The 26,060-nt window shown below is 56.5% G+C and carries 29 protein-coding genes; 12 read left to right on the top strand and 17 right to left on the bottom strand.

Going from position 1 to position 26,060, the window contains the following annotated elements; translation table 11 throughout:
* The first annotated feature begins 119 nt into the window (after window positions 1-119).
* The gene (locus tag ACR0DL_RS07050; RefSeq protein WP_480637051.1) at window positions 120-821 is read left to right on the top strand and encodes a DUF1223 domain-containing protein; all 702 of its coding nucleotides are present in this window, start codon (window positions 120-122) and stop codon (window positions 819-821) included.
* Here ACR0DL_RS07050 and ACR0DL_RS07045 read toward each other — a convergent pair whose 3' ends face one another.
* The 4 genes from ACR0DL_RS07045 to purB all read right to left on the bottom strand — a co-directional run bounded on the left by ACR0DL_RS07045 (window position 822) and on the right by purB (window position 5,229).
* Window positions 822-1,745 carry a lysophospholipid acyltransferase family protein gene (locus tag ACR0DL_RS07045; RefSeq protein ID WP_480688257.1) on the bottom strand — a complete coding sequence of 308 codons (924 nt, stop codon included), beginning with the start codon at window positions 1,743-1,745 and terminating at the stop codon, window positions 822-824.
* A 97-nt stretch (window positions 1,746-1,842) separates the two neighbouring features.
* On the bottom strand, window positions 1,843-2,934 hold the full coding sequence (locus ACR0DL_RS07040; protein WP_480688256.1) for a flagellar motor switch protein FliG: 1,092 nt from the start codon (window positions 2,932-2,934) through the stop codon (window positions 1,843-1,845).
* Window positions 2,935-3,002: 68 nt separating this feature from the next.
* Complete coding sequence (locus ACR0DL_RS07035) at window positions 3,003-3,545, bottom strand: tetratricopeptide repeat protein (RefSeq protein ID WP_480688255.1); 543 nt, start codon at window positions 3,543-3,545, stop codon at window positions 3,003-3,005.
* A 379-nt stretch (window positions 3,546-3,924) separates the two neighbouring features.
* A complete protein-coding gene (gene purB, locus ACR0DL_RS07030; RefSeq protein ID WP_480688254.1) occupies window positions 3,925-5,229 on the bottom strand; it encodes an adenylosuccinate lyase in 1,305 nt (434 codons plus the stop codon).
* Between the two features lie 88 nt (window positions 5,230-5,317).
* Between purB and ACR0DL_RS07025 the strand changes: the two genes are divergently transcribed.
* From ACR0DL_RS07025 to ACR0DL_RS07010, 4 genes are all read left to right on the top strand, one after another.
* Window positions 5,318-5,650 (top strand): hypothetical protein, encoded by a 333-nt coding sequence (locus ACR0DL_RS07025; protein ID WP_480688253.1) that lies wholly within the window; start codon window positions 5,318-5,320, stop codon window positions 5,648-5,650.
* Window positions 5,647-6,069 carry a DUF6314 family protein gene (locus tag ACR0DL_RS07020; RefSeq protein WP_170375842.1) on the top strand — a complete coding sequence of 141 codons (423 nt, stop codon included), beginning with the start codon at window positions 5,647-5,649 and terminating at the stop codon, window positions 6,067-6,069. Before ACR0DL_RS07025 ends, ACR0DL_RS07020 begins: the two co-directional genes overlap by 4 nt.
* Window positions 6,070-6,145: 76 nt before the next feature.
* Window positions 6,146-6,733, top strand: coding sequence for a biotin transporter BioY (locus ACR0DL_RS07015; RefSeq protein ID WP_480688252.1), 588 nt, complete (start codon window positions 6,146-6,148; stop codon window positions 6,731-6,733).
* A gap of 139 nt (window positions 6,734-6,872) precedes the next feature.
* Entirely contained in the window at window positions 6,873-7,433 is a 561-nt protein-coding gene (locus ACR0DL_RS07010) for a hypothetical protein (RefSeq protein ID WP_480688250.1), read from the top strand.
* A 361-nt stretch (window positions 7,434-7,794) separates the two neighbouring features.
* Here the strand turns inward: ACR0DL_RS07010 and ACR0DL_RS07005 are convergent, their stop codons facing one another.
* Window positions 7,795-9,009 carry a bifunctional alpha/beta hydrolase/OsmC family protein gene (locus ACR0DL_RS07005; RefSeq protein WP_480688248.1) on the bottom strand — a complete coding sequence of 405 codons (1,215 nt, stop codon included), beginning with the start codon at window positions 9,007-9,009 and terminating at the stop codon, window positions 7,795-7,797.
* 235 nt (window positions 9,010-9,244) lie between these two features.
* Here ACR0DL_RS07005 and ACR0DL_RS07000 point away from each other — a divergent pair, with 235 nt between their 5' ends.
* Complete coding sequence (locus ACR0DL_RS07000) at window positions 9,245-9,436, top strand: hypothetical protein (RefSeq protein ID WP_170349091.1); 192 nt, start codon at window positions 9,245-9,247, stop codon at window positions 9,434-9,436.
* 4 nt (window positions 9,437-9,440) lie between these two features.
* Here the strand turns inward: ACR0DL_RS07000 and dddP are convergent, their stop codons facing one another.
* A complete protein-coding gene (dddP, locus tag ACR0DL_RS06995) occupies window positions 9,441-10,784 on the bottom strand; it encodes a dimethylsulfonioproprionate lyase DddP (protein ID WP_480688246.1) in 1,344 nt (447 codons plus the stop codon).
* A 122-nt stretch (window positions 10,785-10,906) separates the two neighbouring features.
* On the opposite strand from dddP, the gene ACR0DL_RS06990 reads away from it, so the two are divergent.
* Window positions 10,907-11,647, top strand: a complete 741-nt coding sequence (locus ACR0DL_RS06990; protein ID WP_480688244.1) for a heme-dependent oxidative N-demethylase family protein — start codon at window positions 10,907-10,909, stop codon at window positions 11,645-11,647.
* A 36-nt stretch (window positions 11,648-11,683) separates the two neighbouring features.
* Here the strand turns inward: ACR0DL_RS06990 and ACR0DL_RS06985 are convergent, their stop codons facing one another.
* The 5 genes from ACR0DL_RS06985 to ACR0DL_RS06965 form a co-directional block, all read right to left on the bottom strand.
* Entirely contained in the window at window positions 11,684-12,595 is a 912-nt protein-coding gene (locus ACR0DL_RS06985; protein WP_480688242.1) for a hypothetical protein, read from the bottom strand.
* A 199-nt stretch (window positions 12,596-12,794) separates the two neighbouring features.
* Window positions 12,795-13,589 (bottom strand): lytic murein transglycosylase, encoded by a 795-nt coding sequence (locus ACR0DL_RS06980; protein WP_170349087.1) that lies wholly within the window; start codon window positions 13,587-13,589, stop codon window positions 12,795-12,797.
* Between the two features lie 54 nt (window positions 13,590-13,643).
* Window positions 13,644-13,922 carry a hypothetical protein gene (locus ACR0DL_RS06975; RefSeq protein ID WP_170349086.1) on the bottom strand — a complete coding sequence of 93 codons (279 nt, stop codon included), beginning with the start codon at window positions 13,920-13,922 and terminating at the stop codon, window positions 13,644-13,646.
* A gap of 139 nt (window positions 13,923-14,061) precedes the next feature.
* A complete protein-coding gene (glnA, locus tag ACR0DL_RS06970; RefSeq protein ID WP_170410281.1) occupies window positions 14,062-15,468 on the bottom strand; it encodes a type I glutamate--ammonia ligase in 1,407 nt (468 codons plus the stop codon).
* Window positions 15,469-15,495: 27 nt separating this feature from the next.
* Window positions 15,496-15,834: a P-II family nitrogen regulator gene (locus ACR0DL_RS06965; RefSeq protein WP_058280621.1), complete on the bottom strand. Its 339-nt coding sequence runs from the start codon at window positions 15,832-15,834 to the stop codon at window positions 15,496-15,498.
* A gap of 169 nt (window positions 15,835-16,003) precedes the next feature.
* Between ACR0DL_RS06965 and ACR0DL_RS06960 the strand changes: the two genes are divergently transcribed.
* The 3 genes from ACR0DL_RS06960 to tig all read left to right on the top strand — a co-directional run bounded on the left by ACR0DL_RS06960 (window position 16,004) and on the right by tig (window position 20,684).
* On the top strand, window positions 16,004-17,740 hold the full coding sequence (locus ACR0DL_RS06960; RefSeq protein WP_480688240.1) for an NAD(P)H-hydrate dehydratase: 1,737 nt from the start codon (window positions 16,004-16,006) through the stop codon (window positions 17,738-17,740).
* A gap of 303 nt (window positions 17,741-18,043) precedes the next feature.
* Entirely contained in the window at window positions 18,044-19,168 is a 1,125-nt protein-coding gene (locus tag ACR0DL_RS06955) for a porin (protein ID WP_170375824.1), read from the top strand.
* Window positions 19,169-19,352: 184 nt separating this feature from the next.
* A complete protein-coding gene (gene tig, locus ACR0DL_RS06950; RefSeq protein ID WP_480688238.1) occupies window positions 19,353-20,684 on the top strand; it encodes a trigger factor in 1,332 nt (443 codons plus the stop codon).
* 98 nt (window positions 20,685-20,782) lie between these two features.
* Here the strand turns inward: tig and ACR0DL_RS06945 are convergent, their stop codons facing one another.
* From ACR0DL_RS06945 to rpsF, 6 genes are all read right to left on the bottom strand, one after another.
* On the bottom strand, window positions 20,783-21,631 hold the full coding sequence (locus ACR0DL_RS06945; protein ID WP_480688236.1) for an acyl-homoserine-lactone synthase: 849 nt from the start codon (window positions 21,629-21,631) through the stop codon (window positions 20,783-20,785).
* Window positions 21,632-21,728: 97 nt separating this feature from the next.
* Window positions 21,729-22,430: a helix-turn-helix transcriptional regulator gene (locus ACR0DL_RS06940; protein ID WP_170349080.1), complete on the bottom strand. Its 702-nt coding sequence runs from the start codon at window positions 22,428-22,430 to the stop codon at window positions 21,729-21,731.
* A 239-nt stretch (window positions 22,431-22,669) separates the two neighbouring features.
* The gene (locus ACR0DL_RS06935) at window positions 22,670-23,110 is read right to left on the bottom strand and encodes a lytic transglycosylase domain-containing protein (protein ID WP_170349429.1); all 441 of its coding nucleotides are present in this window, start codon (window positions 23,108-23,110) and stop codon (window positions 22,670-22,672) included.
* A gap of 190 nt (window positions 23,111-23,300) precedes the next feature.
* Window positions 23,301-23,921, bottom strand: coding sequence for a 50S ribosomal protein L9 (gene rplI / locus ACR0DL_RS06930; protein WP_170349079.1), 621 nt, complete (start codon window positions 23,919-23,921; stop codon window positions 23,301-23,303).
* A 12-nt stretch (window positions 23,922-23,933) separates the two neighbouring features.
* Entirely contained in the window at window positions 23,934-24,161 is a 228-nt protein-coding gene (gene rpsR / locus ACR0DL_RS06925) for a 30S ribosomal protein S18 (protein ID WP_005982441.1), read from the bottom strand.
* Window positions 24,162-24,188: 27 nt separating this feature from the next.
* The gene (rpsF, locus tag ACR0DL_RS06920; protein WP_170349078.1) at window positions 24,189-24,542 is read right to left on the bottom strand and encodes a 30S ribosomal protein S6; all 354 of its coding nucleotides are present in this window, start codon (window positions 24,540-24,542) and stop codon (window positions 24,189-24,191) included.
* A 296-nt stretch (window positions 24,543-24,838) separates the two neighbouring features.
* Between rpsF and ACR0DL_RS06915 the strand changes: the two genes are divergently transcribed.
* Both ACR0DL_RS06915 and ACR0DL_RS06910 read left to right on the top strand, forming a co-directional pair.
* The gene (locus tag ACR0DL_RS06915) at window positions 24,839-25,357 is read left to right on the top strand and encodes a hypothetical protein (protein WP_170349077.1); all 519 of its coding nucleotides are present in this window, start codon (window positions 24,839-24,841) and stop codon (window positions 25,355-25,357) included.
* A 126-nt stretch (window positions 25,358-25,483) separates the two neighbouring features.
* Window positions 25,484-26,056 carry a YceI family protein gene (locus ACR0DL_RS06910; protein ID WP_170349076.1) on the top strand — a complete coding sequence of 191 codons (573 nt, stop codon included), beginning with the start codon at window positions 25,484-25,486 and terminating at the stop codon, window positions 26,054-26,056.
* The last annotated feature ends 4 nt before the right edge of the window (window positions 26,057-26,060 follow it).

Here is a 26,060-nt window from a genome sequence, read left to right as displayed (position 1 = left end):
ATTGTATGCTAACGTATACAATTCAAGGGCGATTGTTTTAAATCTCAAGAAACCTTGATTGGCGGTTGAGCGTCGATCCGTTTAAACCGGATAAGCACCCCAAAAGCCCGAGATTTCATATGTTCAGAATTGCTCCTGTCACTGTGTTTGTTTCCCTGTTTCTGGCCACCTCAGCCGTGGCCGAGAATGACCCGGTTGTGGTCGAACTGTTCACATCACAAGGGTGTTCGTCCTGCCCGCCAGCCGACGAGTTGATGCATGATCTGGCACAACGTGACGATGTGATCGGACTGGCCCTGCATGTGGATTATTGGGACTATATTGGTTGGAAGGACGAATATGCCGATCCCAATCACACCCTGCGTCAGCGCGCCTATGCGCGTCAGGGCGGGCGGTCGATGATCTACACGCCGCAGATGGTTATCAACGGTCAGCAGGATGTGGTCGGTGCAAAGTCGCAGGAGTTGGAGTATCTGATCGATGCCCATCTCAAAGCTGCGCCCGAGGCCGAAGTGGTGGCGACCCGTTCGGGCAACGATGTCACGGTCGATGTTACGCCGGTCGAACTGCCAGAGGGTGAGCTTTTTGACGTGCGCGTGGTGCAGTATGCGCCGATGCGCCATGCCTCGATCCGCCGAGGAGAGCTGGCAGGGCATGAGTTGGACTATGCAAATGTTGTAGATACCTGGCAGGTCGCCGGGCAGTGGGACGGGGTGGCGCCGCAGAAGTTTTCGGCGGTGTTGACCTCGGACCTGCCAGCGGTCGTACTTGTGCAGAAGGTTGGGCATGGCCCAATCGTTGCCGCCACCAAGGTCAAGTGATCAGGGCATATCCTCGGGCTGAACGCCAAGTCCGTTCCAGGCTTTCCAGCGTCGGTGAATCCAGAACCATTGTCCCATGTGCTGCCTTACCATAGCCTCAAGATCATCATTGGTGAACTGGGTCATGGTCTTGGCGTCAGTATGCGGAACCGGGTCATGCAGGACGATTTCGAAATCAATGCCATTAGGCTGGCGGATCGCATAGCACGGGATCAGTTCGGCTTTGTATTTCATCGCCAATTCGGCGTTCAAGACGGATGTCACGGCCGGTTTGCCAAAAAACGTCAGTTCTTCCCCGCCGTGGGCGTGCAGGTCTGAGACAATGGCAATGATGCCGCCACTCTTGAGGGAGCGCACCATCTCAACCATGCCGCGGCGGCCCTGTTCGAACATGGGCGCGCCGGTTTTGTAAAACGCTTCGACATACATGTCGTTGAAATAGGGGTTTGCCATGCGACGATAGAGGCATCCGATGGGCTGTCCACTGCGGGTTTGCAGGGCGATCCGCGCTGCCAGGTAGTGACCGAAATGCGCGGTTATCATCATGACGGGTCGCCCTTCGGCCACGGCGGCGTCAAAGGCAGCAATGCCGGGGCCGGACACCTTGGCGCTGGCCTGCCGTTCCGTGAAGCCTTCTGGCGAAAAGTGCTCCATGATGGCGCGACCTGCATTGTCGGGTACAGCGCGACAGATGCGATTTACCTCGGCGTCCGACAGGTCGGGGCGGGTGAGCTTCAGGTTGCTGCGCACGCGCTTAGTGAACCCGACCAAAGGGGCAAGCCCGCGTACGATGGCCCCCATCGTTGCGATACGCCGTTCATACGGCAACAGCCGCATTGCCCCGATTACACCTTTCAGAAACAGGCCGGTGACATAATATTTTCGAAGCGCCCCGCGGCTTAGTTCCGACTTTTCGACGGGCATAATCTGGTCTCACCGGCTGTTGCATTTTGCCGGGTCAGACATACAAGGCACATTCCGCGACCACAAGCATTCCTATGACCTAAACCGCGGCGCTTGCCTATTCCTCATTGTCTTCTTCGATCAGGGCGATCGTTCCTTCGTCAACCAGTGCACGAATAGCGCCAACAATCTGAGTCATGGCCTCTTCAGCCTCGGACTGCTTGACTTTGCCGCGTTCGCCGATTTCTTCACGCAGGTTGTCGGCCATTCGCGATGACATGTTGGACAAAAGGAATTCGGTTGTATTTTGGTCATCCTCAGCAGTGGCCCCGGCCAACGCGGTGACCAGATCGGCCTGATCCACACTGCGGAGAACCGCCGGGACGTCGCGTGACAGAATACGGGCTGGGATATGCGCAAAGGTAAAGATCGAACGGCGCACGACGCTGGCGAAATCCGAATCCTCTTCATCCAGCGCGGTTAGCAACCCGTCGCGGGTAGAGGCCGCCGACTGGTTCAGAATTGCGCCCACACGCGCCCCGGGACCATCCGCAAAGGCCTGCGACGGCCTTTGGTCCAACTGAGCCGCCAGCGACCAGCCGATGCGTTCCACCGCCTCGGGTGTGACATTGGCGGTTTTCGACATCGCATAGGTGATCTGACGGGCAACAGGACCGGGCAGGTTCCCCAAAAGCTGCGCGGCCTTTGCGGTATCCAGTTTCGATAGCATCACGGCGGCGATCTCGGTGCTTTCTGCTTGTGCCATGGCAGCCAGGTCTTCGGTTTGTACCTCGCGCAGCCGTTGCCAGGGATCACCAATCTGGCGCACTCCAGCCACCTTACGCAGCCGCGCGGCTGTAGCTGGGGCAATCTTACCATCCACCGCGTCCAAAGCACCGGCCAGACCGTGCGGGAAAGACAGGCCGACGCTGTCCAGCGCCTGTGCAAATTCCTGCGCCACTGCGTCCAATGTCACACGATCCACTAGCCCCATCTCACCCAGCTGATGGGTCAGTTTTTCCTGCAAATCGTCGGGAAGGTCTTCCAGCGGGATATCCGCGCCTTCATTCAGCAGCAGCCGCACGACCACGGCGGCCTTTTGTCGGTTGCTGAGCGCGCGAGGAATGACGCGAGGCGCTTCACTGTCCGCCTGATCTGTCACCGGAGCCGCCCCCGGTGCCACATGTATCAAAGTGTTTGTATCCTGCATCTGCCTGCGGTGCCATAGTTGCGTTCCACAGGCAGATTACGGAGAGACGGGTAAAGAAAGGCTGAAGCTTAGTAGTTATAGGTCAGCCCGGTGCGGATTGCCTCGCGCAGCGAAGCCTCGGCCCAGCTACCTTCACCACCGCGCGCCTTGATCTCGCGCCATTGTGCAATTGCCAGATCGGTTTTCCCTTCGGCCACAAAGCCCTGACCCATATAGCTGCGTGCTAGGATATTGTCGGGGTTGGATTCGATGGCGTTGGAATAAAAGACGTTAGCCAGTTCAAGCTCACCCATTTTGCGATAGGTAAAGCCCCAGTAGGTCAGCACACGATCATCGTTTTGATCCATAATGCGTAGAATATTCTGAGCGTTTTCTAACTGGCCGTCATATGCCAATTCCCGCACGGCTTCATACAGCTCATCTTGGGTGAAGTTGGTCTTGTCCGGCTTGACACAGCGCCCGGCATCCTTGTCGTAAACGCGGCCAAACAGGCATTTCTTGGTTGTGTTCGTTGGCTTGGGTGCGGCGCCGCTTCCACCGCCCGCAGCGTATGCCGCCGGTGCAAACACAAAGGCCTGAAGGGCAATAGCTGAAACTAATACAAGACGCATTTTCCTACTCCGTTCTCTGGGCTGCTCTGATCAAGCATAGTGCGATCTGATAAAAAGCTAACAATCGCGGCCTCGCTTTTATTCACAAGTAGGAAATAAAATTCTCAGCTGTTTACGATTTTCGCGCATGTTTGGGTTTCGGAATCCCAATATGTCCCGTCTGCGCAGGACTGGGTTTGCTTGGAATGGCCAGTACAGGCCAAAGCGACCGAAGCTGAAAACGTAAGGGCCAAGGCGCAGAGAATGGTGCGTATCATGCTATTTCTCCCGTTCGGGCATATAGGCGCACCATAGCTGATTTTGACCCGTCTGGCAAAAGAGCAGGGCCCGGATCGCGTTGTGCGAACCGGGCCCTTTGAACTGACTGAACGGTCAGGTTTTATTCGCCAAACACGCGGGCGAAGATCGTGTCGACGTGTTTGGTGTGGTAACCGAGGTCGAACTTCTCTTCGATTTCTTCAGGGCTCAGCGCTGCGGTGACATCGGCGTCGGCAAGCAGTTCTTCTTTGAAGTCGGTGCGATGTTCCCACACTTTCAACGCGTTGCGCTGAACCATGGCATAAGCATCTTCGCGGCTGACCCCTGCTTGCGTCAGCGCCAGCAGAACCCGCTGGCTCATCACCAGACCGGGGAACTTGTTCATGTTCTCCAGCATGTTCTCGGGGAAGATCAGCATCTTGTCGACCACGCCGGTTAGGCGGGCCAACGCAAAATCCAGCGTGATTGTCGCATCCGGGCCGATCATGCGTTCGACCGAGGAATGCGAGATATCGCGTTCATGCCAGAGCGCCACGTTTTCCATCGCCGGGATCACCGCTGCGCGCACCATGCGCGCCAGACCAGTCAGGTTCTCGGTCAGGACCGGGTTTTTCTTGTGCGGCATGGCCGAGGAGCCTTTTTGGCCCATCGAGAAGAACTCGGCACCCTCCAACACCTCGGTCCGCTGCATGTGACGGATTTCGATGGCGATGTTTTCGATGCTGCTGGCGATGACGCCAAGGGTCGCAAAGAAGGCCGCGTGGCGGTCACGCGGGATGACCTGCGTGCTGATCGGTTCAGGCACCAGACCTAGCTGATCGCAGACATGCTCTTCAACGCGGGGGTCAATATTGGCGAAAGTGCCGACCGCACCACTGATCGCACCGGTGGCGATTTCCGCACGGGCGTCGCGCATGCGGGACAGGTTGCGGTCCATCTCGGCATAGAATCGGGCAAAGGTCAGACCCATGGTGGTCGGTTCGGCATGGATGCCGTGGCTGCGGCCAATGCGGACGGTGTTCTTGTGTTCGATCGCGCGGCGTTTCAGGGCAGCCAGCAGGTTTTCGAGGTCAGCAATCAGCAAGTCGGCGGCGCGGGTGAGTTGTACGTTCAGGCAGGTGTCCAGCACGTCCGAAGAGGTCATGCCCTGATGCACAAAGCGTGCCTCTTCACTGCCGACATGCTCGGCCAGATGGGTCAAAAAGGCGATGACGTCATGCTTGGTGACGGCCTCGATCTCATCAATGCGGGCCACGTCGAATTGCACGTCCTTGGCCTTCCACACCGCCTCGGCGTTTTCGCGCGGGATGACGCCCAGATCGGCCATGGCGTCGCAGGCGTGGGCCTCGATCTCGAACCAGATGCGGAACTTGGTCTCGGGCGACCAGATGGCAACCATATCGGGGCGGGAATATCGTGGAATCATTGGCGGTGAGACCTTTTTGTGTTTGGGATAGAGCGTTGGCGCGGGGTTTAAACCCAGCCGCACAAGGGAACAAGGCACGAGTGCAAGTATGAGACGGTTTGCCCTGATTTTGGCCGTTTGGCCCGGTTTTTTGGCCGCGGAAGAGTTCCGGACACTGACCGGAGACGAGATTCTGGATGCCCTGACCGGCCAGAAGCTCGATTACGGGGACGGCGTCTGGCAGACATTCGATGAAACGATGCTGACGCAGTATTACTCGGGTGGCCCAAGCGCGGGCCGTTGGGCGGTGCGCGAGGATCGGTATTGCTCGGTCTGGCCGCCCTCTGATCTGTGGGCCTGTTATGACGTACAGAAAAAGGATGACGTGTTTCGGTTCGTCGATGACAGCGGAGGCACCACCGACGGGACCTATGCCGAATGACCCAGCCGCGCAGCCTTTCCGAGTTCGAAGGGAGCTGGAGTCTGAGCCGAACCATAAACGACGCGCGGGCAGGGCAGTTCGTGCAAGCCGAAGGTCACGCGGTTCTGCGCCCGGCTGAAAATGGGTTAATCTATGATGAAGAGGTCACGCTGCGCATTCCGGGTCAGGCCGAGATGACAGGCACCCGGCGCTACCTGTGGCGGGATGCAGGCGAAGGGATTGCGGTTCATTTCGAAGACGGACGGTTTTTTCATACATTGAAGCTGGAGCATTCGCAGTCTAGGGATCATCATGATTGTCCGCCAGACAGCTATGATGCGGTCTATGATTTCTCAGCCTGGCCGGTTTGGTCCGTCCACTGGACGGTGAACGGACCGCGAAAAGCCTATGAAATGAAAACCGAATACCGCCCTCGATAGCGCAATCATCTTGAAGTCTCGATGTGAAATGGGCCATCCTGTGCCCCAATTTCCATCCGAACGTGGAGAAACGAAAATGACTACAAATGTTCTGGCCGAAGCAATCGGTCCGCGCGAGGGCACAGCGCTGCGCGTGAAACAGGTGGCCTTGGTCGCGGTGGGTATCGTTACGCTGGCGATTGCCGCAAAGATTAAGGTTCCGATGTGGCCGGTACCGATCACCATGGGTACCTTTGCCGTTCTGACCATCGGTACCGCCTATGGTGCGCGTCTGGGTCTGATCACCATGCTGGGCTATCTGTTGATCGGCGCGCTGGGTTTTGACGTCTTCGCCGGGTCCTCGGCCGAGAAATTTGGGCTGACTTACATGATGGGCGGCACTGGCGGCTATCTGGTCGGCTACCTGATGGCTACGGTACTGCTGGGCGCGTTGGCCGCGCGCGGTTGGGATCGCTCGGTCGGGAAACTGGCGCTGGCGCTGGTGCTGGCCAATGTACTGATCTATGTGCCGGGCCTGCTGTGGCTGGGTCAGCTCTATGGTTGGGATAAGCCGATCCTGGAATGGGGTCTGACGCCCTTCCTGATGGGGGATGCGATCAAACTGGCGCTGGCCGCTCTGCTGATCCCCGGCCTGTGGAAACTGGTTGGCGACGCCCGCAACTGATCTCCGAATAACTTTGTGAATGACACCGCGCCCAAAGCAATCCGGGCGCGGCTTTTTTTGACCTATTCCAAGAGATGCTGGACAAAACCGGCCACCGCAGTCCAAGCTGCATTCAACGAAAACATCAGGTTATTTAGAAATGAGAATTTTTACTGGCTCGACTCTGGCCGCCTGTGCCGCCCTGTGGTTAGGGGCTTTGACACCGGCGTTTGCGGATACTCCTGTCACATACACCGAAGCAGGGCGCGCCCTGTTTGGCTTTTCGGTGCCCGACTATTGGGTCGTGCGAACGGGCGGCCCGCGTGAGATTGAGGATACGGAACTGGGTGATCTTCGCGCTGTCGCACGTGTCATGGCCATACGGCCTTTGACCGATGACAACGTCTGGATGGGGTTCGTTTCACCTGCTGGCGTAAAGTCAATTAAAGACGGCCTGCAATATCTTGAAGATATTGATAAGTTTCTTGTTGAAGATCCCGAAGTTACCAACACTTCCGACACACGGATTGGCGGTTTGCCGGCGCGAGTGATCCGGGGTACCGGCACCCGCGACGGGCGTGGCATCAACTTTACGGCCTCGGTCATTGACCTGCCAAACGGTCGCGTGGCCGTTGTTGTCGCGATCCTGCGCAATGGCGCTGATCCGGCATATGTTGACGACCTGAATGCCGTTTTCGCGTCGTTTCGGGCCACGCAGTAAGGAGATGTGCCGATGATCACAAAACGTATCAAACGTACAATCCTTGCGCTGGGGCTTGGTGTTGCAAGTTTTGCACTGTCAGCATGTGACGGTGTTTCAGTTGGTGTCGGCTATGGATACGGTTACGACCCGTTTTATGACTCGATGCTGTGGAATGACTACTATCGACGCGATGTTGACGTAGATATTGACGTCGACCGGCCTCCGCGGCCGAAACCGCCTGCTGGCAAACCTCCGGCAAGACCAAAGCCGCCGGTTGCAAAACCACCTGCGCGACCGCGTCCGCCAGTGGCGCGACCACCCGCAGCCAGACCGCCGATCCATCGCCCGGCGCCACGACCGCGCAGATAGTTTCAGAGGGTCAGGTCAGAAGTTCCGTAGTGATATGGGCTGACCCTTCCAACGTTCTGTGTACAGGGCATTTATCTGCAATCTCCAGCAGCCGGGTACGCTGTTCCTGATCCAGCGGTCCTTCCAAGCGAATCTTGCGGCGGAACACGTCGATCTTGCCGTCTCCTGCAAGACCGGCATCCTGACCATGTACTTTGTTGTGGCAGACATCGACCGAGATACCCGTCAGTGGCCACCGCTTGCGCCGCGCATACATGCGGATCGTCATCGACGTACACGCCCCCAGGCCCGAGGAAACAAAGCCATAAGGCGACATGCCCCGATCCGTACCGCCATAGGATTCAGGCTCATCCGCAACCGCGTGATGCCGGGGGCCGGATTGGATGTCCTGCAAATACCCGGAGGGATCAACTTCGGTAACGCGCACCACGCCCTCGGGCGCGCCCGGCGGTGGTGCCGGTGGGCAGAGTGTGACGTATCGCTTGACCCATGCGGCGATCACATCCGCCGCGTATTCCGCATCCGAGGCCCGCGTGATCAGGTGATCGGCATCGTCCAACGTAACAAAGCTTTTGGGATGTTTGGCAGCAAGAAAGATAGTGCTGGCATTGTCGATGCTGACGGTTTCATCCCGGGGGGCGTGCAGGACCAGCAGGGCAGCTTTCAGGTCGCCAATGGCAGGAGTCAAAGCCATTTCTGAAATGTCGTCGACAAATGCTTTGCCGATGCGGAACGGGCGACCGCCCAGCATGACCTCGGCTGATCCTTCCTGTTCGATCTGGGGCAGTGCAGCCTCAAAATGGTGCGAGACATGTCCGGGATCGGCTGGCGCGCCCAGCGTGACCACTGCCTTGACGCTTGGGATACCAGCGCGCGCGCGTAGAACGGCAGCCCCACCCAATGAGTGACCGATCAGCAAGGCGGGAGCCATGTTTTTCCCGGCCAGATACTGCGCGGCGGCAATCAGATCTTCTACATTCGAGGTAAAGGTGGTGTTCGCGAACTCTCCGCCCGAATGGCCCAGACCGGTGAAGTCAAAACGCAATACAGCAATGCCCATAGCCGCCAGACGCGCAGCAATACGGCGGGCGGCGGGAATATCCTTGGAACAGGTAAAACAATGCGCAAACAATGCGGTCGCAAGTACCGGTCCATCCGGCAAATCAAGGCGCGCAGCCAGCTGGTTGCCGTCGTGACCGGCAAAAGTGATGCGTTCGGTGGGCATGACAATTCCTTACCTATCGGGATGGCCCCAATAGTGTGTGCTTCGGTCTGGGCACTCAACCCCATTGTAAGAAGCGTCACGGGAAGGTGAGGGGAATACAGATATTTGGGTCGGATTCTTGGGAGAATTCGAGGTTCAATATTTGTGATGCTTGATCAATCAAATATTCGTTTTAATTATTTTTTTCTGATGTCCATCTTGCAGGTGTCACACACAGTCAGCCAAGGAGGCTCAAATGGCACATACTGCATCCGCCCCGCGTGGCGTTGTTATTCGTCCCGATCTTTTAATCATCATTGCCCTGACCGGAATTCTGGGGTTCTCAGTGGGGCAAAATTGGCCACAGGCGGCACCGTCTACAACGGAAGCCGCCATCCCACACGAGGACTGGCATGGTAACGTCCGCCGCTCAACCTGGCCGGACTAATCCTTTATGTTAGACCCATAAGCTGAGGATCAAACGGGTATGTGCTGAGGTTTTCATACCCGTCCTCGGTGATCAGCACCTGATCTTCCAGCTTGATCGAAAAATCGCCCCCGACCTCGCCACAGGCGGCTTCGACACACAACACCATGCCGGGCTCAAGCGGATAGTCGTATGAGCCCGCAACCGCCTTGTCCGGATAGGCAACCAGAGGCCATTCATCACACAGACCCACGCCATGCATCAGGCAGCCGTATTTTTGCGCCTGAAACTTGTCGTCCAGCTTGTGTGCATTGGCGGTCAGTTCCGGAATCATCACGCCGGGTTTCAACATCTCCATATTGGTCATGATGTGTTCATGGGCGTGCTGCATGGCATAAACCATGTCAAGGCGGGGTTTCTCATCCCCGATCCACCACGTGCGCGAAATATCGATGCAGATACCGTAAGATCCGATCAGATCGGTATCAAAGGCGATGATTTCGTTCTTTTGCGTGATGCGTGGGCCGCATTCCTGAAACCAAGGATTGGTGCGCTGCCCCGAGGCCAGCAGGCGGGTTTCGATCCATTCCCCACCGCGCCGGATGTTTTCGGCATGTAGTACGGCCCAGATGTCGTCCTCGGAGGTCTTGCCGTCACCCACATTGGCGCGCGCGAACTTCTCCATCTCGGCCACCGCGGTTTCACAGGCGTGATTGGCACAGCGCATGGCCAGAATCTCATCCGGGCCTTTTACGGCGCGGGTCTTTTCGGTGACCTCTTCACCCTCCATGATCTCGAACCCTTGCGCCTCAAGCGCGCGTAGGCCGTGCAACATGATCTTGTCGACGGCCAGGCGTTTGTTGCCATCGCCATGTTCGTCGATCAGCAGCCGTACCTCGTTCGAGAACACGTCGGCCTGAACATCCACCTTGTCACCACGGTCAAAATAAAACAGGTCCGCTCCCGAGCGTTGTTCACGTACCAGAGGATTGAATTTCGACAGGAAGGGAGAGTTTTTATAGTCCCAGATCACCATGTAGCCATCGGCACACAGCAGCACGGCGCGGAACGGGTTATGGGTGTTCCACAACTGCATATTGGTGCTGTCCGTGGCATAACGGATGTTAAGCGGATCGAACATCAGCAGCCCACCATAGCCACGATCGACGATAGCCTTCGTCAGGCGCTTCCACCGGTATTCCCGCATCCGCGCCAGATCGGGCAGGGCAAGCCCGGCGGCTTCCCATTCGGCAAAGGCCAGCTGCGTCGGCCCGATCTCAATCCGATCATTCTCGTTCGGGGTGCCGTCGCCAAGCGTAGCGCCCTTTGCCGGGTCAATCTTGCGGCTGTCGCGATAGTGCTGGTTCATAGTGGGTCTCCCTGCCTGCGGTCGAGCGTGGAGAATCATTTCCCCCACGTCTTGAAGGTTTGCGACCGGGCATCCGTCGCTTTTTGACCGACAATCCAGTAAACTGGTGTTAGGTCAAAGGCATGACGATCCTCCAGACCTCAATTCCTTATGATCCGCTTGCCCCACGTCCTTTGCCCGGTATCCAACCGGGCAGCATGGATGATTGGCTGCATTGTGATGATGTGTTTGCCGCGCAGATGCAGCGGCGCACGACGTTGTTGACCGAAAGACGGGCAGAAGTTCTGGCGCTGGACCCAAGTGCCGAACCTGCGGCGCAGGAGCTGTTGAACCTTGTCCTAAAGCACGCTTACCCTGGGTGTTTGGACCGGGTCATACGCCCGGACGGGCAGGGTGTTGAAATCGACCGCTCCAACCCCATGGATATGCTGTGTCGTCTGGTGCAGGAAGATTTCTGCATCCTTCAAAGGCACGGGGATGAACACGTTCTGACCGGTGCCATCCTGTGTTTTCCCGCCAGTTGGCGTTTGTCTGAAAAATTCATGCGCCCCTTGATCGACATTCATGGGCCCGTCGCCAGCTATGATGCCGATATGGCCCGCCGCGTGCAGCGCCTGTTTGATGGAATACAACCTGAACGTCCGCTTTGGCGCTTCAATGCCTTGTGGTACGAGGACGCGGAACTGCACCAACCCCGCAGTGCCAGCGCACCGCGTGATGTCCAAGAACCTGGGGTCGCACAGTATCTGCGCAGCGAACGACAGACGCTTTTGCGTCTGCCTGAAACGAAGGCCGTGGTCTTTTCAATCCATACTTATGTGCTTGAGGCAAAGCACCTGCGCAAAGCGGAAAACCCCGCCTAAGTGGCGGGGCTTCCAAGGAGGGTCTTCGGTTTAGTGCTACATGCCAAACGCGTTTGCGACACCGGCAATTGCCCCGCTTGTGCTGAGAGCGGAGATTGCTACGGAGTAGGCAAGTACCTGAGTATTAAGGCGAAAATCTTCACCTTTGATCAGGTTCACTGCGGCCAGAGAGACCGCGATCGGAACTGACACGCTTGCCACGGCCCCGGTCAATCCCCAACTGGACAGTCGCAGGATATCGCTAGGCTTATCGTGGTCGAGGGGGGGCGTATCTTCGTCCCGATCAGCAGGTTGCTCGATAGGTTCTGTCCGGAAAGCGATGCTGAGCAACTGCTCATCCGACAGCTGGATCGGCCGGGCTGCTGGTTTCAGCGCCTCTTTTTGTGGCTCATCCAGGTCTTCTTCAGTAATGGCCAGCCCCGCGAACGGGCCTGTCACTGCCTCGAAAATCTGTTGTCTGTTGCGTGGTTTGGAAGGCGTCAGCGTGTTGAACGCGCTCATAAACTGTTCCACGGTCAGAACTGTGTTGGGCGACAGCCATTCGACGCGCTGCGTCGCGCAGATATCAACCATCCGATACAGGATGACCACCAACATAAGCTCTGAGATTTCTCTGTCATCCAGCAGCGCTGATACCGGAGAGATTGTAATTGCCAAACGGCTCTGCGGAAGGGTCACGATCGGCCGATGGGCGGTCTTTAACCCGGCGGCACGGTCCAACCGCTCAAAACGGTCTTCTGCTCCGGTCGCCTGAGTTTCCAAAGTCAGGCGCACCAGATACTGGCTGGATACGATGCTGGCTTCGGTTGTGCTTAGCATGGTCTTACGCTCGACCAGATGGCCATAGTCTTCCAATGTCGTGGCGACGATGGCACCGAACCGCTCGATCGCGCCGTCGGTCCCACCGTCGAATTGAAGACCACCATGATAGCTGTGCTTCGTAGTCACTGCGCTGTCCCTTGTCGCATCCTGTCTTACCAAACAGGTTAACAAGCGATATGGGGCAGAATTTGGCAGAAATGGAAAAAAATCCAAAATTGGCAGGATTGATTACTCTATGGAAACCTAGACATTTTGGGGGCCACTTAATGTCTGTGGCAACAATGTGGCCGGATTGGGGAGTGCAGGCGCAGATTTGTGGCAGGTCTCAGCCGTCGATTCGGGCTGCCATAATCGCAATGGATTGCTGATAGACCGTGGCAGCGTTCCATTGCTGAATTACAGCGAAGTTGGGTTGCCCCGGCTGGTAGCCACGCCCCGGTTTCCACCCTTTTTGGCGTAGAAAATTGGCGGTTGAGGCAAGCGCGTCTGTCATATTGTAGAAATCGACCTGGCCGTCACCGGTTGCATCGACCCCATAGGTCAACGCATTGCCCGGCAGGAATTGAGTGTGCCCCAATTCGCCATGTTTGGCCCCTTGGGTTGCTGTCGTAATACTGCCTTGATCGACCAATTTTAACGCACCGATGGCATGTGGAATAAAGAAGTCAGAACGGCGACAATCATAGGCCAGTGTTGTGATCGCGGAAACAACCTGACTGTCCCCCATGAAATTTCCGAAACCCGTTTCCATTCCGTGAATGGCGATAAGCACTCCGCTGGGGACGCCGTATTGGCGCTCCAGCGCGGCATAGAACTGCGGGTTGCGGGCCTTGCGCTTGCGTCCTTGTGACACGATCGCGTCGGCGCCGCGTACCCGCATGAATTTGTCCAACGAGTATTTAAAGCTTTTTTGATTGCGGTCTGCCGCGATTGTACGGGTGGCGTATTGGCTTTGCGCCAGCGCCTGCAATCCCTTCTTTTTGACTCCCGCGCGTTTAGCCTGTTTGGCAAAGTCCTTCTTCCAGACCTCAAACCCGCTGCTGGTATTGCCGCAAGGGGCGCTGGCCGCAATTGTGGGCAGAGCCAGCGTAAGGGTCAGTAAAATTGCAAATCGCTTCATGAAAAGAATCCCTAAATATGCTAATTCCAACCGACCCCGCGATCCGAGTGGCACTTATAATGCACGCTGCAGATCCTCGGCCGTCAGGACGGGCTGAATTTCGATATTGGCGTTCAATGCGGCAAACAGGGGCTCGTTGATTTTCGGCATGCGGGCCTGATCGCTTTCCTCGAAAATGACAATGCCCATGCGTTTTCCGTGTTCCAGCGCAAAATAGGCGGCCTCGGCATTGACGTCTTTCACAAGCGCTTCGATGGCTTTTCCCAGCGATCCGTCCCGTTCTGCTTGATTGCCTTTTTCAACCGGTATTGTGAATTTCAACATCAACCGCATCGCGCCCTCCCAAAATCCTCTGATCAATACTTTGGGACGAGGCTCGGACGTTCGTGCGTGTCAGTCAAGATGTGTTACCCAGAACGGCAAAAGGGCGCCCGGTAGGACGCCCTTTTCTTTTCTTAAGTTCAACCGCCGCTTAGCAGCTGTAGTACATGCCGTACTCAACCGGGTGCGGAGTATGCTCGTAGGTTTCGACCTCTTCCATCTTCAGTGCGATGTAGCCGTCGATCTGGTCTTTGGTGAACACGTCGCCTTGCAGTAGGAAGTCGTGATCCGATGCCAGAGCTTCCAGAGCTTCACGCAGGCTGCCGCAAACGGTCGGGATGTCGGCCAGTTCTTCGGCAGGCAGATCGTACAGGTTCTTGTCCATGGCTTCGCCCGGATCGATCTTGTTCTTGATGCCGTCCAGACCGGCCATCAGCAGTGCGGCAAACGCCAAATAAGGGTTCGCAGCCGGATCGGGGAAGCGGGCCTCGACGCGCTTGGCTTTCGGGCTTTCGGTCCACGGAATACGGACGCAACCCGAACGGTTACGGGCCGAGTAGGCGCGCAGAACAGGAGCTTCGAAACCTGGGATCAGGCGCTTGTAGCTGTTGGTCGACGGGTTGGTGAAGGCGTTCAGGGTCTTGGCGTGCTTCAGAACACCACCGATGAACCACAGGGCTTCGTCCGACAGATCAGCATACTTGTCGCCAGCGAAGAGTGGCTTGCCGTCTTTCCAAATCGACATGTTGACGTGCATACCGGTGCCGTTATCGCCTGCGATCGGCTTCGGCATGAAGGTCGCCGACTTGCCGTAGGCGTGGGCAACGTTATGGATGATGTACTTGTATTTCTGCAGCTCGTCAGCCTGTTTAGTCAGGCTGTCGAAGATCAGACCCAGCTCGTGCTGGCACGAGGCAACCTCGTGGTGGTGCTTGTCGACCTTCATGCCCAGACGCTTCATGGTCGACAGCATTTCCGAACGCAGGTCCTGTGCTTCGTCAATCGGGTTGACCGGAAAGTAGCCCCCCTTGACGCCCGGACGATGGCCCATGTTGCCCATCTCGTACTCGGTGTCGGTGTTCCACGATGCGTCGGTTGCATCAACTTCGTAGGATACTTTGTTGATAGTGTTAGAGAAACGAACATCGTCGAACAGGAAGAACTCGGCTTCGGGGCCCATATAGGCCACATCACCGATACCCGATGCCTTCAGGTATGCTTCGGCTTTCTGAGCGGTGCCGCGCGGGTCACGCTCATAAGCTTCGCCAGTGTCGGGCTCAACAACCGAGCAGTGTACGCAGATGGTTTTTTCAGCGTAGAACGGATCGACATACGCGCTTTCGGTGTCGACCATCAGCTTCATGTCCGATGCTTCGATCGACTTCCAGCCCGCAATGGACGAACCGTCGAACATAAAGCCTTCTTCCAGGAAATCCTCGTCAACCTGATCGGCCATCAGGGTCACGTGCTGCAACTTGCCGCGCGGGTCGGTAAAGCGAACATCGACGTATTCGGCGCCTTCGTCCTTGATCAGCTGAAGAACTGCGTCCTTGCTCATACTCTTATTCCTCTATTGGGTGTTCGATTACAGGGCTTCCGAACCGGTCTCGCCGGTACGGATGCGAATGGCTTGTTCAACGGGCGAGACAAAGATCTTGCCGTCGCCGATCTTGTCGGTTTTCGCGGCGGACACGATGGCCTCGATGGCGGCGTCAACCTGGTCATCATCCAGAACGACCTCGATCTTCACCTTGGGCAGAAAGTCGACCACGTATTCAGCGCCTCGATAGAGCTCGGTGTGACCTTTCTGTCGGCCGAACCCTTTAACTTCGATCACGCTGAGGCCCTGGACACCTACGTCCTGCAGCGCCTCTTTCACTTCGTCCAGTTTGAACGGTTTGATGATCGCTTCGATCTTCTTCATCCCGGGCTCCTATAACTCTTGTCAGAAAGGCACTGATCACGTCTAAGATCGGTCGGCAATCTGATTGCGAAAATGGCCGGGCCCTTGTGGTGAGAAATTAAGCGGTGGGTGAAATTTTGATCGATTTGCACAAAAAGTAATCAGAATTGAATCGTCAGGGGAATTTGAGATGACGGAATTGCTGACAGCCACACAGATGCGGGCCATCGAACAGGCCGCGATTGAGTCTGGCGAGGTGACCGGGCTGGAGTTGATGGAGCGGGCCGGGCGCGGCGTTGTCGAGGCGATTTTCGAGGAGTGGCCAGAACTGTCGAAGACCTCGGGGCGCGCTGTGGTTTTGTGCGGGCCGGGGAATAATGGTGGAGATGGGTTTGTTGTTGCCCGGCTGCTGAAAGAGTGGGGTTGGGAGGTCGAGGTCTTTCTCTATGGCGATCCCAAGAAGCTGCCGGCAGATGCGCGAGTGAATTATGATCGATGGTTGGAGTTTGGGGAGGTTGTACCGCTGACTGAACAGGACATGCGCAAGGGTGGTTTTGCCGATCTATACGTTGACGCACTGTTCGGTACGGGGCTGAAACGCGGTTTGGACGGTGAGTTGTTCAAGGTCGTTCGGCATCTTTCTGGTTTGAATGGGGACCACTACACCGACCGCATGATCAGCATCGACGCCCCGTCCGGATTGTGTCTGGACAGCGGGCGTGTGTTGCATCAAGAGGCTCCGAACCCATGGTCTAGCAAGTTGCTGGACAGTGTTCCTGCAGAGATACGGAGCAAGGCTGCCCAAGCGGGCGGCGCGCGTGCTTTGCGCGACCGTTTTGCGTGGCTGACTGTTTGTTTCGACAGCCCAAAGCCCGGGCATTTCCTGGCGCAAGGACCGGATTTGTGTGGCAGGCTAGTTGTGAAAGACATCGGTATCTCCATTCAGCGTTGCCGCTTTAACGGTGAACCATATGACGATGCGTTCACATTAGGCCCAAAGCCTTTTCGCAGAGCGAACCGCCCTGCTTTTCTAACCCTTGCCGAAGCACCGGGCCGCGTGAAGGACGAGCGAACATGGGGTGGGTTGCCGCTCTATCGCTTGCCAAAATCCAAACAGCATCACAAGTTCACCCACGGCCACGCTCTGATCCTTTCGGGTGGCGCAGTTAAAACCGGTGCTGCTCGATTGGCGGCGCGCGGGGCTCTGCGGATTGGGGCAGGGCTTGTGACGTTGGCGGTGCCTCCGGCGGCTCAGATGGAGGTCGCTGCGCAGGTCACAGCCATCATGTTGCAGAGGGTCGAGGGGGCGGATGGCCTGACGCAAGTGCTGCAGGACGAGCGGCTCAACGCATTGTGCCTTGGCCCCGGGTTGGGGCTGGAACGTGCGCGGGATTTGGTGCCAGCGGCTCTGAACGCCAAGCGCGCGACTGTACTGGATGCAGATGCGTTGACAGCTTTTGCGGATGATCCCGCAGTCTTGTCCGCGCAATTGCATGAAAACTGCATTTTGACACCACATGGTGGTGAGTTTGCGCGGTTGTTTCCGGATATTGCCGAAAAGCTGTCAGCCCCTGCAACCAAAGGCCCGGCCTATTCCAAGGTGGATGCAACACGCGAGGCCGCCAAGCGGGCAGGGTGCGTGATCTTGTTCAAAGGGCCGGACACGGTGATCGCGGCGCCGAACGGACAGTGTTCGGTCAATGCAGCAGTCTACGACCGTGCGGCCCCTTGGTTGGCTACGGCCGGGTCCGGCGATGTTCTGGCTGGTTTTATCACCGGGCTGCTCGCGCGTGGGTTTGCCCCGATGCAGGCCGCTGAAACAGCGGCTTGGTTGCATGTGGAATGCGCGCGTGCGTTTGGTCCGGGGCTTATCGCTGAAGACTTGCCCGAGTTGCTTCCTGAAGTTTTCAAACAACTTAATATATGATTTTTAGGCGAGATTTGGCCGATCCACCCGATCTTCGGCAGCATTTGGCCGACTGGTTTGCGGTGTCATCAAATCGAGTGTTTGCCAGACGCATAGCCGGGCGTCAGAATTCGCTTGGAGGGGGTCTCCGGCTGCGGTCTTCCTGCAGATAATGCGTTGATTAAAATAGGAATTATTCCTGACTTTCCTGCTCTGAGTGGCGGACATGCAATACTGTGAAAGTATCGCAAGAGGCCTCTGGAGCTATGGCGGCATGCACGCGATTGATGAGCAACGAAAGCCGGAATTTTCAAGGTGAATGAAATGACCCAGAAACTAAAACTGTCCTCAATGGCTGCGATGTTGGTTGCGACAACGGCAATTCCCGCGGCAGCGGAACTGAAATACAACAACAACAGTGGCGGTTACGTTCTGTTGTACGGACAGCTCGATCCGGTGATCGTCTCGGTCGATGATGGCGAGGAAACGGAAACGCGCTTGCTGGACAATGACCTGTCCAACAGCCGCGTCGGCCTGCGGCTGATGCAGCCCTATGGCAGCAATGAATTCATGTTCCGTTTCGAAACCGGACTGGGTCTGCCGAGTACGGGAACGGCCAACCAGAATGGAACCAACAATGACGGGTGGTCACGGGAAGACATCCGACATGTCGATTTCTCGTTAAAAGGGGGATACGGCAAGTTCTCGGCCGGGCAGGGGAGCATGGCGTCGGACGGTGCGGCCGAGGTTGACCTGTCTTATGTTGGAACGGCTTTGTATTCCTTTACGAACGACGAAAACGGTGCGTTTTTCTATCGCGGCACGGACGGTGTACTAAGCGGTATCACCGTCGGTGACTCGGCCAGTAACTTTGATGGCGCTCGCCGTGGCCGGATCCGTTACGACACCCCCGACTTCAACGGTTTCTCAGCGGCAATTGCCTATGGTCAGAACATTCTGTCCAGCAGCGACGATGATGACTACTACGACATCGCGGTTTCTTACGGCAATACTTTCGCAAATGGCGTGGAGTTTGCCGCAAGCGTGGCCTATGCGGTGCGGGATTTCGACAATAGCTCGGGTGAACGCAAAGACACGATCGGGTCCGCTTCGGTTTTGCTGCCCAGCGGTTTCAGCTTTACGGCGGCCTTGGGTACGCGTGACGACACTGCCACCGGTGCCAGCGACCCGGACTATTGGTACACCAAACTGGCCTATGAAGGGGACTGGGTGTCCTGGGGGAAAACCGGTGTCGGGATCGACTATTTCGATGGTTCGGATTTCGAAAACGACGGGTCCAGCACAAAATCCTGGGGTGTCGCCGTCGTTCAGCGGATCGACAGCATCAACACTGATGCGTACCTGAAATATCGCAACCATGACTTCGACGACACGGTCGACTTTGACAAGAACGAAGCCTGGGTTCTGGGTGCGCTCTGGAAGTTCTGATCCCGACCTTCTTGGGAATAGGCGCCCCGGGTCAGTCCGGGGCGTTTTTTTTGTTCAAATCGGCGGCAAAACAAGGCTGATCCGGGCTTTGCCCCCTTGCACGCAGGCGGCTGGGCAAATAGAAGGCGTCAAATTTGCCCGGCGCGCCGTTTTGCGCGCCCCGAATCCTATGGGGACTACCATAATGCAGGTTACCGAGACGCTGAACGAAGGTCTGAAACGCGGCTACAACATCGTTGTGTCCGCAGCCGAGCTGGACGAAAAGGTCAACGAAAAGCTGACCGAAGCGCAGCCCGAAGTCGAGATGAAGGGCTTCCGCAAAGGCAAGGTGCCGATGGCCCTGCTGAAAAAGCAGTTTGGTCAGCGCCTGCTGGGCGAAGCGATGCAGGAAAGCATCGATGGTGCCATGAACAAGCACTTTGAAGACAGCGGTGAACGCCCTGCACTGCAGCCCGACGTCAAGATGACCAACGAAGATTGGAAAGAAGGCGACGACGTTCACGTCGAGATGTCTTATGAGGCGCTGCCGGAAATCCCCGAAGTTGATCTGAAATCGGTCGAGCTGGAAAAGCTGATTGTAAAAGCAGACGATGAGGCCGTCGAAGAAGCGCTGAAAAGCCTGGCAGAAACCGCGCAGGACTTCAAAGCGCGCCGCAAGGGGTCCAAAGCCAAAGACGGCGATCAGGTTGTGATCGACTTTGTTGGCAAAGTGGACGGCGAAGAATTCGAAGGTGGTTCGGCCGAAGACTACCCGCTGGTTCTGGGCTCGAACAGCTTCATCCCCGGCTTTGAAGAGCAGCTGGTCGGTGTGAAGGCCGAAGAAGAAAAAGACGTGAACGTCAGCTTCCCAGAAGAATACGGCGCCGAAAACCTGGCCGGTAAGGACGCTGTTTTCACCTGCACAGTGAAAGAAGTGAAAGAGCCGGTTGCTGCCGAGATTAACGACGAGCTGGCCACCAAGTTCGGTGCCGAAGATCTGGCTGGTCTGAAAGCTCAGATCGCTGAGCGTCTGGAGGCAGAGTATTCCGGTGCGTCGCGTGCGGTCATGAAGCGCGCGCTGTTGGACGCGCTGGACAAGATCGTTTCCTTCGACCTGCCGCCGTCGCTGGTTGAAGCCGAAGCCAAGCAGATCGCGCACCAGCTGTGGCACGAGGAAAACCCGGAAGTGGAAGGCCACGACCACGCCGAGATCGAGCCCACCGACGAGCACAACAAACTGGCCGAGCGCCGCGTGCGTCTGGGCCTGCTGCTGGCCGAGCTGGGTCAGAAGGCCGAGGTTGAAGTCACCGATGCCGAGATGACGCAGGCGATCATGAACCAGGCGCGTCAGTACCCGGGTCAGGAACGTCAGTTCTTTGAGTTCGTGCAGCAGAACGCTCAGATGCAGCAGCAGCTGCGCGCGCCGATCTTCGAAGACAAAGTCATCGACTACATCGTTGAACTAGCTCAGGTTGCCGACAAAGAAGTCAGCAAAGACGACCTGCAGAAAGCCGTAGAGGCACTGGAAGAGGAGTAATCCTCTTCCGCCCCCTGCCCACGGGGCACAAAAAAGCGGAGCCGTCTGACAATCAGACGGCTCCGGTGGGTGGCTTTTGATCTTATGAGGTGAGGGGGTCAGGCCTCATGAGCAAAAGCACGGGGGGTACTCAGCAGAGCAGTCTTTTGCTCTGGCGTGAAACGATCTGACAGCGCTTCGATCAGTTTAAGCACGTCTTTGACTTCGTCTTTTGATTTTGCTGAATGCATCTGTTCGACGAAGTATTTCTCAAGCTCGGTCAGCGGTTGGTGATCGACATTAGCGGGTTTTTCAGCCTTGCTGAGCGCGAACAGACTCAGCGCCTGTTCTTCGGTCAGGAAGACGTCATGTTCGATTCCCGCATAGTCCCGAATGCCCGAAATTCGTTCATCCGAGCAATCCATCAACGCCGCCATCGCAACCACTTTGCCCATTGGTTTTGCACTACCGAGGTAATCATACGGGGCATTGCCCGACCGTTGCAGAACACGGTTCATAATTGGGTCAATCACAGCGATCGAGTCCAGTACGCCTGCGGTTTTGGCGTATTCGAACGAGCCGATCATGACCTCGCTGGTCACATAGGACACTGAATTTTTGCCGCGCCCTTGGCCCAGTCGTTTGGTGTCGACACAGAACCGGGTCGCTTCCCAGACCTGTGAACTGCGCAAGGGCGGTTCACCGTCCAGAATAGAATTGAAGACATCCGCAAGCATGTGTGGACCTGTGGTCTGCAACAGGCGCATACACCCAACGACTTCCCCCTCGTCGTTGATGCTGACCACGTGTGCAGGATTCAGGTCGTCGAACATATCGCGTTCACGGCCGTCTACTATGTTGACCTCCCAGCCCAAACGATCGCCGAACACGCGGGCTCGTAGTTTGAACATTTCGTCCAGGACATCACTAAACATATGCTGGTTGATACCATCAATTACGATGATCATTTCCATCCCCCTACAGTCTGGTTACCGTGACTCGAGAGTTAACCATGTCGCGGGCGGAAACTATTGGGGGTTTCCCGTATTTTTTTCGATTTTTTGCTTATCCTGGGGCGATTAAGCCCAAACCTATCGCCCGGCCAATGGCCTGAGGCGTGGTTAACGCGCCCAGTTTTTCGCGGCCAGAGCGCATGTGAACCTCGACGGTTCGGTGGGAAATCGACAAAATATCACCAATATCTTGCTGCGATTTACCCTCAGCGACCCATTGAAGGATCTCTTTTTCGCGTGTCGAAAGGGCGGGCAGGTACAATGCTTTGGCCAGAACCCCGGACTGCATAACCGTATCATGCGCATGCACAGCGGCCATTTGCAGGTCGCCCATAACTTCTCTTTTGAGCGACTCCCATTCAGCATCTGAACAATCGCGGGTCACGCTTAGTATTCCGCATTCGCCGTAAGGGCCGCGGACAGGAACTGTTAAACCACGCGGGGTAATGCCGAAGTCATGTGCATCGCGGAAAACGGCATTAAATTTTTCGTCGTGATTGAAACGGCCCCAATCGACCGGTGCAATGCTGAGAACCGACTGGTAAATTGTTGGATCGAAATGGTGGTATCCATGGCTGCCGTAATGGATTTTCCATTCGTCAGGGTAATTCGCATACCCCTGAACGTCACCTTTCACAGGATTCAAAGTGGCATAAGACGCATAGTCAAAGCCGAGTTCCTCGCAGACCGAGTTGATTATGTCTGCGGTCGACTTTTCCTGTTGGTCGAGCGCGGCCAAGTCTATGAGTTTCACCTGTCCAACCTTTTACATAGCGCTTTCCACCCCCCGAAAGCGCACAGTCTGTCCGTATTCAAGCCTACGTTGCGTCAACCGAGGTATTAAGCGCAAGGGAATTGTTAATATCGCGCAGGCATAATGCGTACTTAGAGCAACAGAACTGTGTGAATCTGGGGTATTTGGGTGGAATTCCGCCGATTCTGACGCGAATTGGCATCGGATGTTTACGTTCTTTGTACAAGTTGAGCGGGAATTCATTCGGGTACAAGCCCAGTTTCAACCAGCATTCCGCGGGCTTTGGCTTCGGGCCAATACCCTTTGGCGTACAGGAAGATTGCCCTTTGCTGATCGCCATCCGAAAGCAACCAGGCGCCGCGCAGATACTTTCCGGCAAATTCCAAATTGGCATCGGCGTCCAGCAGCCCCTGTGCATTTCCGCTGTAGCCCATAGAGCGTGCCGTCGCGGGAAGGATTTGCAACAGTCCGTAATAAGGCCGGTTCACAGCCCACGGGCGATGAGTGCTTTCCCGGATCGCCAGTTTGTGTACAAGCTCGCGTGGGACTTCGTAGTGATCCGCCCACTTATTGATCGAGGCCCGCAACTCAGGCGTTTCGTTGGGGTAGAGAGGGGGATCGAATGCGTCTTGCGACACCGTCTCCGGCCCTCCGCAAGCAGCGAAGGGGATCATCAGCATCATGGCCAGAGCGCTGCGGCGCAGGTAAGCGGTCATCTGTGTACTCCGAATTTCAGGGCGCGATGATAGGAAACGAGTGCCCATCTGCAAGCGTAGGCTTGAGATGTGGCCGAAATTTGCCCGTTTTGCGTGTGCATGAAAAAAGGCCGCACAAATCGGTGCGGCCTTTTCGAAATTCGATTGAACCAGATCAGGCTTTGGCTTCGTCTTCTTCAGCCGGAGCTTCTTCGGCAACCAGCTCTTCATCTTCCGAAGCAGCGGAACCGATATCGTCGAACAGTTCGGCGATTTCGAATTCAGCAGCGGCTTCTTCTTCAGCAGCCAGTTCCTGGATCGATTTGCCCGACGCCTGCAGTTCGGCTTCTTCTTCCGAACGGGCGACGTTCATCTTGATTTCAACTTCGACCTCAGGATGCAGTTTGACTGCGAGCGAGTGCAGACCCAGTTCCTTGATCGGTGCGATCAGGGCAATCTGTTTCTTGTCGACGGTGAAACCAGCCTCGGTTGCTGCGTCTGCGGCGTCACGCGGGGTGACCGAACCGTACAGAGCGCCGGCATCCGATGCCGAGCGAATCACGATGAACTGCTGACCGTCCAGCTTTTCAGCCAGTGCTTCAGCTTCTTTTTTGGTTTCCAGGTTGCGGGCCTCAAGCTGCGCTTTCTGGGCTTCGAACGAGGCGACGTTTGCCTCGGACGCGCTCAGTGCTTTGCCTTGAGGCAGCAGGAAGTTGCGGGCGTAGCCGGGCTTGACGTCAACGACGTCGCCCATCTGACCCAGTTTCGCAACGCGTTCCAGAAGGATAACTTGCATGTCAGTCTCTCCTTACTTCACGGCGTAGGGCAGCAGGGCGAGGAAGCGGGCGCGCTTGATAGCACGGGCCAGTTCACGCTGCTTTTTCGCCGAAACGGCGGTGATGCGGGAAGGTACGATCTTGCCACGCTCAGAGATGTAGCGCTGCAGCAGACGGGTGTCTTTATAGTCGATCTTCGGCGCGTTGTCGCCCGAGAACGGGCAGACCTTGCGGCGGCGGAAAAATGGTTTTGCGGCCATGGTTTATGTCCTTTCGTCAGGCGTTGATCAACGGCGCTCGCGGCGGCCTTCGCGCTCGTCGCGCTTCTGCATCTGGACCGAAGGGCCCTCGGCATGCTCGTCGACCTTGATGGTCAGAACGCGCATAACATCATCATGCAGGCGCATCAGGCGCTCCATTTCCTGAACGGCGCCAGCGGGGGCGTCGGTCTTCAGGAAGGAATAGTGACCCTTGCGGTTTTTGTTGATCTTGTAGGCCATTGTCTTAACGCCCCAGTACTCGCTTTCGACGACGTTACCGCCGTTGTCCGCCAGAACGGTGCCGAAATGTTCGACAAGGCTTTCTGCCTGCGCGTTGGACAGGTCCTGACGCGCGATCATTACATGCTCATACAGCGGCATGTGTACTCCTGTTTCTATCAAGGCGCATTTCATAGGCGGGGCCATTTTGTCCTTCGCGACCCTGCCACGAGAGGCTGCGCGATTCATAAGATTTGCGAAGGATGGCCTCATATACACGTTTGAGCGCGAGGGGCAAGCCCCGCCACAGACGCCTTGGCGGTGTCGTGCTATTAACATCCAATTAACATTGCGCTGCCCAATTCCTGACGCTTTTCGGCTCAAAGTTGTTTTTCATACCGGGGACTATCCGGAATTACCGGACCCAGAACGGCAACCTGAAAAACAGGGTGAGAGAGATGACCGCGATGAATACGAATGCATTCGAAGAGTCCGCAACCTCAGCGAACTATGAGAAATCTGTACCAGTTCTGATCACCTTTGCACCGAACTGGAAGGTTCGGATGGTACTGGCCCGCGTCCTGGGCGCCTTTCTGATCGTGATGGCGTTTTCCATGTGGTTAGTGGCCGGTTCCGCAATGGCCGCCGAAGTCTGGCCAATCAAGCTGGCTGCGTCACTTATGTTTCTGCTGGTCGGGGTTAGCCTGCTGACGATTCAGCTGCTGGATGCCCGCCCGGATGCTTATTTCGATCCGATCCGCCGCGAGGTTCGGGTTCTGCAAAAGAACGAAAACGGCCGCCCGCAGACCGTTCTGCGCCGCAGCTATGACACCTTGGGTGGTGCCCGCTTTGCCGACGATCAGGTCGAATTGTACGATGTCGATGGCAGCCTGCTGATGAAACTGCCGCTGCAATCGGCGGATGTCAGCCGAGCGCTCAAGGGGCAACTCAGTGGAAGCGTAACAATCTTCGCGTGAAATTTATTCTGTTCATCTAGGAACAGAAACTGTTAGAGAATAATACTTGTGTGCTGCCCTTGGGCAGCACATTTTCGTTATCGAGCAACCCATTCGGGTTGCATCCATAATTTTTCGGAGATTGTTATGAAATCCACCCTTCTTGCTGCTGCACTGGCCGTTTCGGCAACTTCGGCGTTTGCCAGCGCCGAGAAATACGTTTTGGACCCCAGCCACAGCCAGGTCGTCTTCAGCTATAACCACCTGGGTTATTCCACCACGACCGGCATGTTCTCGGGCTTCGAAGGCGAGATCATGTTTGACCAAGAAGACCCTGCGGCATCCAGCGTTTCTGTTTCGATGCCCGTGATTGAAATGATCACCGGTTGGAAGCCACGCGAAGATCACTTCATGACCGAAGATTTCTTTGGCGCCGCCGAAGGTGACCTGGTCACCTTTACTTCGACTGGTATCGAAGTCACCGGTGAAAACACGGCCAACATCACCGGCGATCTGACCATGAACGGCGTGACCAAGTCGGTCGTTCTGGATGCCAAGTTGAACCAGGTGTCCGAACACCCAATGGCGAAAAAGCCGTGGGCGGGTTTTGACGCGACCACCACGCTGGTACGCAGCGATTTCGATCTAGGTCAGTTTGCGCCTTTTGTCGGTGACGAAGTCGAAGTCCGGATCTCGGTAGAAGCAGTTAAGGCTGAATAAGTCG

The organism is Ruegeria sp. BB5, assembly GCF_056539405.1.
Note: the sequence above shows the minus strand (reverse complement) of the source record. Positions and strands in the feature narration are given on the sequence as shown.